The following is a 7,696-nucleotide window of genomic DNA, read 5'->3' as shown; positions in this document are numbered from 1 at the left end:
GGGCTTTTCTTTGTCGGGGTGGCAGGATTCGAACCTGCGGCCTCCTGCTCCCAAAGCAGGCGCGATAACCGGGCTACGCTACACCCCGAGGTGTATAATTTTGAGGTTTTTCAACCTTCTTATTCCATTAATTTAAGAACTAAATTTTCTTATTAAGGTCGTCTAAAAATCGTTCAGCACCTCTTTTTTTAATCTTTCGCTCTAATTTCAAAGCTTCAGACCTTCCTTCAACAGGAAATTGCTTAACTAGCTTCCAGGGCATTCCATTTTTTGTGGATATTACTCTTCCCGCATTATGTCTTTTCAGTCTATCTTCGATATTAGCGGTTTGACCCACATAATACCTTGAAGGTTTTTCGCTAAAAAGAATGTAAACAAGCATTCTTTAAAATTAGCATATTTTTTCAAACCTGCGACCTTCCCGCCATAGCGGGACGCGATAACCGGGCGGAGTTTATCCTGAGTAAATCTTGATAAAGATTTATCGAAGGGCTACACCCCGAGTTGTATTTTAAGATCTAAAAAAAAGAACTTCTGCCGTTAAGCGGCTGCAAATATAATAATTCCTTCCGGATAGCAATAAGAACTTTAGATTTTTTATATCTTAGTTAATTCAATTTGCCGGAACAGTCAAATTGTCTAATCACCAAAACTATTCATATGAAACGAGTATTATTATCCCTAAGTATGATCCTTGCGCTTTCGGCTTGCGGCGAGAATCAAAAATCTTCAGAAGAGGCTAAAGCCACCGAAACCGAAGAGCAGGAAATCTCAACCCGGGAAGGTCTTGAAGAACAACCCGAAGCCGAAGCACCTGAAACAGATTATGAGCACGAAGTAGTAGTTTCCGGACTAAATATTCCCTGGAGTTTTACCTTCATGCCTGATGAAAGTATACTGATAACCGAAAAAAGCGGGGAGCTTTTTCATTTTAAAGATGGTAAGAAGCAATCTATTTCGGGAGTTCCTGCTGTTTATAACCAGGGGCAAGGCGGACTACTGGAGGTAGCCCTTCATCCTGATTATAAATCAACCGGCTGGATCTACCTTACTTTTTCTTCCGAAGAAGGAGAAGGCGAAGGAGGAAATACCAAATTGGTTAGGGCTAAACTCAATAACAATAAACTTTCCGATATAGAAGACCTTTATAAGGCTGAACCCAATACCACCAAAGGAGTGCATTTTGGCTCCAGAATAGTGTTTGACCAGGCCGGGCATTTATACTTCACAGTTGGAGACCGTGGAAACCGCGATGTAAACCCACAGGATATCACCCGCGATGGCGGAAAAGTATATCGTTTAAATCTGGACGGAAGTATTCCCGAAGACAATCCTTTTGTAGGCGAAGAAAACGCCAAAGAGGCTATATTTTCCTATGGTCACCGTAACCCGCAAGGTATGATCTATCATCCTGAAACCGGAGAAGTTTGGCTTCACGAGCACGGCCCACAAGGGGGAGATGAGATCAACATTGTACAAAAAGGACTGAACTACGGTTGGCCAAAGGTAACCTACGGTATTAATTACGACGATACAATTATTACAGAGCAAACCGGCGGACCTGAATTTGAAGAGCCTATGTTCTATTGGATTCCGTCTATAGCTCCAAGCGGGTTTGTTTATGTAACATCAGATAAATATCCTGATCTAAAAGGTGATTTATTGGTTGGGTCCTTAAAATTTCAGTACCTCGAACATCTTGAGTTAGATGGTACAGAAATTGGCAAAAGAACCAAGTTGCTAGATGGAGTTGGAAGACTTCGTGATGTGCGCGAGGGACCAGACGGCTTTATCTATGCTGCTATAGAAGGCACCGGCATCGTTAAACTACTACCGAAGGAAGAAGAAGCCTCAAATTAATTAAAACTTTTTAAGTTAAAGATGCAAGGGCTGTTGTAATCTAATACCAACACTTGCCAGAAGAATGACAAATAAGAAATATTTAGTTTAAATAGGCATTTAAAGAATTTCAGGGTTTGGGGCAAATAATTAAATTTGCCCCAAACTATTTTAGATGCTAATCATAGGAATTGCCGGCGGCACAGGAAGCGGAAAAACCACCGTTGTAAACCAGATCATTGAGGAATTAAAAAATGAAGAAGTAGATGTGATCTCCCAGGATCATTACTACCAGGACCTTAGCCACCTTACTATGGAAGAAAGGGTTAAAACCAATTTTGACCATCCACAGTCCATAGATTTTGACTTACTAGTACAACATCTTAAGGAACTTAAAGAAGGTAAAACAATACATCAGCCTGTTTATTCCTTTAAAGAACATAACCGTACCAACCTAACAGTGAAAACCGAACCCCGGAAAGTCGTTATTGTGGAAGGTATTTTAATTCTTACCAATCCTGAGATCAGAAAAATGTTCGACATAAAGATCTATGTTCATGCCGACAGTGATGAACGCCTTATTCGTAGATTAAAACGCGATATCAACGAACGCAGCAGAGATCTGGAAGAGGTGTTGTGGCGTTACCAAACCACCCTTAAACCTATGCACCAGCAATTTATTGAACCTACCAAAGAATTTGCCGATATCATCATTCCAACTAACAGGTACAATACCGTAGCTGTTGATATTGTGCAAACCATTATCAAGGACCGCTTAGGCTAATTTTGTATCTTTATCCGGTATGAAATTAAAAGAGCTGCGAAAAAAACCCTGGTTTAGATTTCTAAGCAATAAATATGTGCTGTTAAGCCTTATTTTTGCCGGTTGGATGATCTTCCTGGATAGCAATTCCTGGTTTATTCACAATGAACTTAACCAGGAACTTAATGAACTGGAAGATAATAAAAACTACTACCGCAACGAGATCGCCAAAGATAAAGCTGTGATCGAACAACTCCAGGACTCGGTGGAACTAGAAAAATTCGCACGCCAGAAGTACTTTATGAAACGTGCCGATGAGGATATCTATATCATCGAATACGACACGATAGATTAAGGTGCTCGCAACCAAAAATCTTTAACATGAAAGAATCATTATTTCAGGAATTCGAAGAAGTTTCTGCAAAGCAATGGAAACAAAAAATACAATTTGACCTAAAAGGAGCCGATTATAACGAGAAACTCATTTACAATTCTCTGGATGGGATAGCGGTAAAGCCTTTTTATTCTGCTGAAGACCTTGGAGAGCCTGTGCATCTGGAATCTCCTATCCATTGGGATATTTGTGAAAAGATCTTTGTGGTTTCTTCAGAAGCAGCTAATGAAAAAGCCTTGAACGCCTTAGAAAAAGGTGCTGAAAGCCTCTGGTTTGAAATTCCAACAGAAGAGATTGCCATTGAAGAATTACTTAAAGGAATAAACCTGAAGTCTACTCCAGTCTACCTGAAACCTGAATTTTTATCTGAAGATTTTTTCAATCGTTTGCGAAAGTTTCTGAAGGGAAAAGAGAGTCAGGTTTACCTGCAAACCGACATTATCGGAAAGCTGGCGCGCTCGGGAAACTGGTTCTTCAACCTGAAGGAAGATCATAGAATTCTTGATGAAATCCTTTCTAAATCTGAAGATTTTAATTCTGTTATCAGTATAAACACAGACTTATACCAAAATGCCGGTGCTAATATTCCACAGCAACTGGCTTATGCCCTGGCCCATGCCAACGAATACCTGAACCATATAGAGCAATCTTCAGATTTAAAAAATATAAAATCGGAGTTTCTGCCTCAGTTTGTAGTGGCTTCAGGCCCTAATTATTTCTTTGAAATTGCCAAAATAAGAGCCTTACGTTGGTTATATTCAAGTCTGGCAAAGGAGTTTAACTTACCGGAAGATTGCCACATTCTGGCCCAGCCTACTAAACGCAATAAGACGCTTTATGATTATAACGTAAACCTGTTACGCACCACTACCGAAAGTATGAGCGCAATTTTAGGCGGGGCCAATACAGTGTATAATTCGCCTTACGATGCCATTTACCATAAAAACAACGATTTTGGCGACCGAATTGCGCGAAACCAGTTGTTGATAATGAAACATGAAGCCTACCTGGATAAGGTGAACAATGCCGCCGAAGGCACTTATTATATTGAAAATTTAACCCGTCAGTTTGCTGAAAAAGCACTTGAAATTTTTAAAGAGATTGAAAAAGGCGGCGGATTTCTAAAGCAATTGAAAGCCGGCATTATTCAGAAGAAAATAAAAGAAAGCGCTAATAAAGAGCAGCAGCGATTTGATGAGAGGGAATTGATTCTTATCGGGACAAATAAATTTGAGAATCTACAGGACAGAATGCAACAGGAATTGGAGTTATTTCCATTTCTGAAAAAAAACAAGCGCAAAACCCTACTGGAACCTATATTAGAACGGCGATTGAGCGAAAAATCGGAACAGGAAAGATTGGAAAAAGAATCTGCAGAAAATTAAAATCTACCGGAAATGTCAAGAAAAGAACTTCAACATATTCACTTATCTGCACCAAAGAAAAAGGAGAGTCGGGACTCTAAACCCTATAAAACTCCTGAAGGCATAAAGTTAAAAGCAACTTATTCCAAAGAGGACCTTAAGGAAGCTGAGCACCTGAATTTTGCTGCAGGGATACCACCCTATCTGCGCGGGCCATACAGCACGATGTATGTTTCCCGCCCATGGACGATCAGGCAGTATGCCGGTTTTTCTACTGCCGAAGAGAGCAATGCCTTTTATCGAAGAAACCTTGCTGCCGGCCAAAAAGGTTTATCTGTAGCTTTTGATCTTCCCACCCATCGTGGTTACGACAGCGATCACGAACGCGTGGTAGGCGATGTTGGGAAAGCAGGGGTCGCTATTGATTCGGTGGAAGATATGAAGATCCTTTTCGACCAGATCCCATTGGATAAAATGTCGGTTTCCATGACGATGAACGGGGCGGTTTTACCCATTATGGCTTTTTATATTGTTGCGGCGGAAGAACAGGGTGTAAAACCCGAACAGCTTTCCGGAACGATCCAGAATGATATCCTCAAGGAATTTATGGTGCGCAACACCTACATCTACCCTCCTGCCCCCTCGATGAAAATCATTTCAGATATTTTTGAATATTCCTCGAAGCATATGCCCAGGTTCAACAGTATCAGTATTTCGGGATATCATATGCAGGAAGCCGGTGCGACTAATGATATTGAGCTCGCTTACACCCTGGCCGATGGGCTGGAATACATCAGGGAAGGCCTGAAAGCCGGGATGGAAATAGATAGTTTTGCACCACGTCTGTCGTTTTTCTGGGCCGTTGGGATGAACCATTTTATGGAGATCGCCAAAATGCGTGCCGGGAGGATGCTGTGGGCAAAACTGGTAAAGCAATTCAATCCTAAAAACCCGAAATCCCTTTCCCTTAGAACTCACAGTCAAACCAGCGGCTGGAGTCTCACCGAACAGGATCCTTTTAATAATGTGGCCCGAACCTGTATTGAAGCCGCAGCAGCAGCTTTTGGAGGCACACAGAGCCTGCACACCAACGCCCTGGACGAGGCCATTGCATTACCGACCGATTTTTCTGCAAGAATTGCAAGAAATACACAGCTACATCTTCAGCAGGAAACCGGGATCACCAAAACAGTAGATCCCTGGGCAGGTAGTTTTTACGTTGAAAAACTCACGGAAGAAATCGCTCAAAAGGCCTGGAAACTCATTGAAGAAGTTGAAGAGCTTGGCGGGATGACCAAAGCTATTGAAGCCGGAATTCCCAAAATGAGAATCGAGCAAGCTGCAGCGAAGAAACAAGCCAGAATAGACAGCGGTACCGACATAATTGTAGGAGTAAATAAATATCGAAGAGAGAAAGAAGACGAACTGGTTACTCTTGAGGTGGATAACCAAAGCGTAAGAAATCAGCAAATCGAAAGGCTGGAAAGAATAAAAGCTGAAAGAAACAGTGAAAAAGTGAAGGCTTCTCTTGAAGATCTTACAAAAGCGGCAAAAGAAGAAAGTGGAAATTTATTAGCTTTAGCCGTAGAAGCAGCCAGAAACCGGGCTACCCTGGGGGAAATAAGCGATGCCCTGGAAGAAGTTTACGGACGCTATAAAGCAAAAGTTCAATCCTTTAGTGGGGTTTATTCCAAAGAAATGAAAGACGATGCTTCCTTTAAAAAGGCCAGGGAAATGGCCGATAAATTTGCAGAACAGGATGGCCGCCGACCCCGTATTATGATCGCGAAGATGGGTCAGGACGGGCACGACCGAGGTGCAAAGGTTGTGGCCACCGGCTATGCCGACCTTGGTTTTGATGTAGATATTGGGCCGTTGTTTCAAACGCCTCGGGAAGCGGCAAAGCAGGCCGTAGAGAACGATGTGCACATCCTGGGTATTTCTTCTCAGGCTGCAGGGCATAAAACCCTGGTACCGCAGGTAATTGAAGAACTTAAAGCGCTTGGCAGGGATGATATTATGGTGATCGTGGGAGGAGTAATTCCTTCTCAGGATTACCATTTCCTTTTTGACGCCGGAGCCGTGGCGGTTTTTGGACCCGGCACCAAAATCAGTGAAGCAGCTATTAAGCTGCTGGAGATTTTAATAGATGAAGAATAAGAAACCAACCAACTAAAAATATATTATGGATTTTACTAAAAAAATGCTTCGCGACGATGCCTTAAAAGGAAAAAACATTGTGGTAACCGGTGGCGGTAGTGGCCTGGGAAAAGCGATGACCAGATATTTCATGGAAATTGGGGCACAAGTTGCTATTACCTCCAGAAACCTGGAAAAGCTTAAAAACACGGCCAAAGAACTGGAAGATGAAACAGGTGGAAAATGTATTGCCGTGCAATGCGATGTCAGGAATTATGATGAGGTTGAAGCCATGCGGGATACTGTGGTTAAGGAATTTGGGAGTGTTGATGTTTTATTAAACAACGCAGCCGGAAATTTCATCTCCCCTACCGAGCGACTTAGCGCCAACGCTTTTGACACGATAATCGATATAGTTTTAAAGGGAAGTAAAAACTGCACCCTGGCCTTCGGAAAACATTGGATAGATAAAAAAGAAAAAGACAAAACCGTATTGAATATTGTCACTACCTATGCCTGGACTGGTTCTGCATATGTAGTACCCAGCGCCACCGCAAAAGCCGGGGTTTTAGCAATGACGCGCTCTCTCGCAGTTGAATGGGCCAAATACGGAATTAGATTTAATGCCATCGCACCGGGCCCCTTCCCTACAAAAGGTGCCTGGGACCGTTTGTTACCGGGAGACCTTAAGGAAAAGTTTGACCTCTCTAAAAAGGTTCCTCTTAAAAGAGTTGGGGAACACCAGGAACTGGCAAACCTGGCCGCATATCTGGTTTCCGATTTTTCAGCCTATATCAACGGAGAAGTAATTACCATAGACGGCGGAGAATGGCTGAAAGGCGCAGGGCAGTTTAACCTGTTGGAAGCAATCCCGGAAGAATTATGGGACCAGCTGGAGGCGATGATCAAGGCAAAGAAAGGCAGCTAAGTTAGGTACTTATACTATCTTAAAACACCAGAAAAACCGGAGGATAAAGCTTCGGTTTTTTATTTATCCAAATCTTAACATTTTCCGGGATTCCCTGGGGAAAAAATCAGCAAAAAGCCTTGAACCATCAGTCTTTATTATATGTACAAGCTGTTAACAAAATGATTTCATAAACCTATAATAAATTGTATTTTTACCTTTTAAAAATTGAACGTAATTAATGGGTAAAATCATTGCTATTGCCAACCAGAAAGGCGGCGTGGGAAAAA

General features: G+C 42.1%; 7 protein-coding genes and 1 tRNA gene. 6 read left to right on the top strand and 2 right to left on the bottom strand.

Going from position 1 to position 7,696, the window contains the following annotated elements; translation table 11 throughout:
• Positions 1-13 precede the first annotated feature (13 nt).
• Positions 14-88: transfer RNA gene (locus VIM94_RS05785), tRNA-Pro, on the bottom strand.
• A 51-nt stretch (positions 89-139) separates the two neighbouring features.
• A complete protein-coding gene (locus VIM94_RS05780; protein WP_332038337.1) occupies positions 140-382 on the bottom strand; it encodes a GIY-YIG nuclease family protein in 243 nt (80 codons plus the stop codon).
• A gap of 278 nt (positions 383-660) precedes the next feature.
• Here VIM94_RS05780 and VIM94_RS05775 point away from each other — a divergent pair, with 278 nt between their 5' ends.
• The 6 genes from VIM94_RS05775 (at position 661) to VIM94_RS05750 (ending at position 7,427) form a co-directional block, all read left to right on the top strand.
• Positions 661-1,860, top strand: coding sequence for a PQQ-dependent sugar dehydrogenase (locus VIM94_RS05775; RefSeq protein ID WP_332038336.1), 1,200 nt, complete (start codon positions 661-663; stop codon positions 1,858-1,860).
• 154 nt (positions 1,861-2,014) lie between these two features.
• Positions 2,015-2,623 carry a uridine kinase gene (udk, locus tag VIM94_RS05770; protein WP_332038335.1) on the top strand — a complete coding sequence of 203 codons (609 nt, stop codon included), beginning with the start codon at positions 2,015-2,017 and terminating at the stop codon, positions 2,621-2,623.
• Positions 2,624-2,642: 19 nt separating this feature from the next.
• Positions 2,643-2,957 carry an FtsB family cell division protein gene (locus VIM94_RS05765; protein ID WP_332038334.1) on the top strand — a complete coding sequence of 105 codons (315 nt, stop codon included), beginning with the start codon at positions 2,643-2,645 and terminating at the stop codon, positions 2,955-2,957.
• A 26-nt stretch (positions 2,958-2,983) separates the two neighbouring features.
• Positions 2,984-4,381, top strand: a complete 1,398-nt coding sequence (locus VIM94_RS05760) for a methylmalonyl-CoA mutase subunit beta (protein ID WP_332038333.1) — start codon at positions 2,984-2,986, stop codon at positions 4,379-4,381.
• A gap of 12 nt (positions 4,382-4,393) precedes the next feature.
• Positions 4,394-6,520: a methylmalonyl-CoA mutase gene (gene scpA, locus VIM94_RS05755; RefSeq protein WP_332038332.1), complete on the top strand. Its 2,127-nt coding sequence runs from the start codon at positions 4,394-4,396 to the stop codon at positions 6,518-6,520.
• Between the two features lie 25 nt (positions 6,521-6,545).
• Positions 6,546-7,427 carry an SDR family oxidoreductase gene (locus tag VIM94_RS05750; RefSeq protein ID WP_332038331.1) on the top strand — a complete coding sequence of 294 codons (882 nt, stop codon included), beginning with the start codon at positions 6,546-6,548 and terminating at the stop codon, positions 7,425-7,427.
• Positions 7,428-7,696 lie beyond the last annotated feature (269 nt).

Source organism: Salegentibacter sp. (assembly GCF_036568425.1).
Classification (GTDB): Bacteria; Bacteroidota; Bacteroidia; order Flavobacteriales; family Flavobacteriaceae; genus Salegentibacter.
Note: the sequence above shows the minus strand (reverse complement) of the source record. Positions and strands in the feature narration are given on the sequence as shown.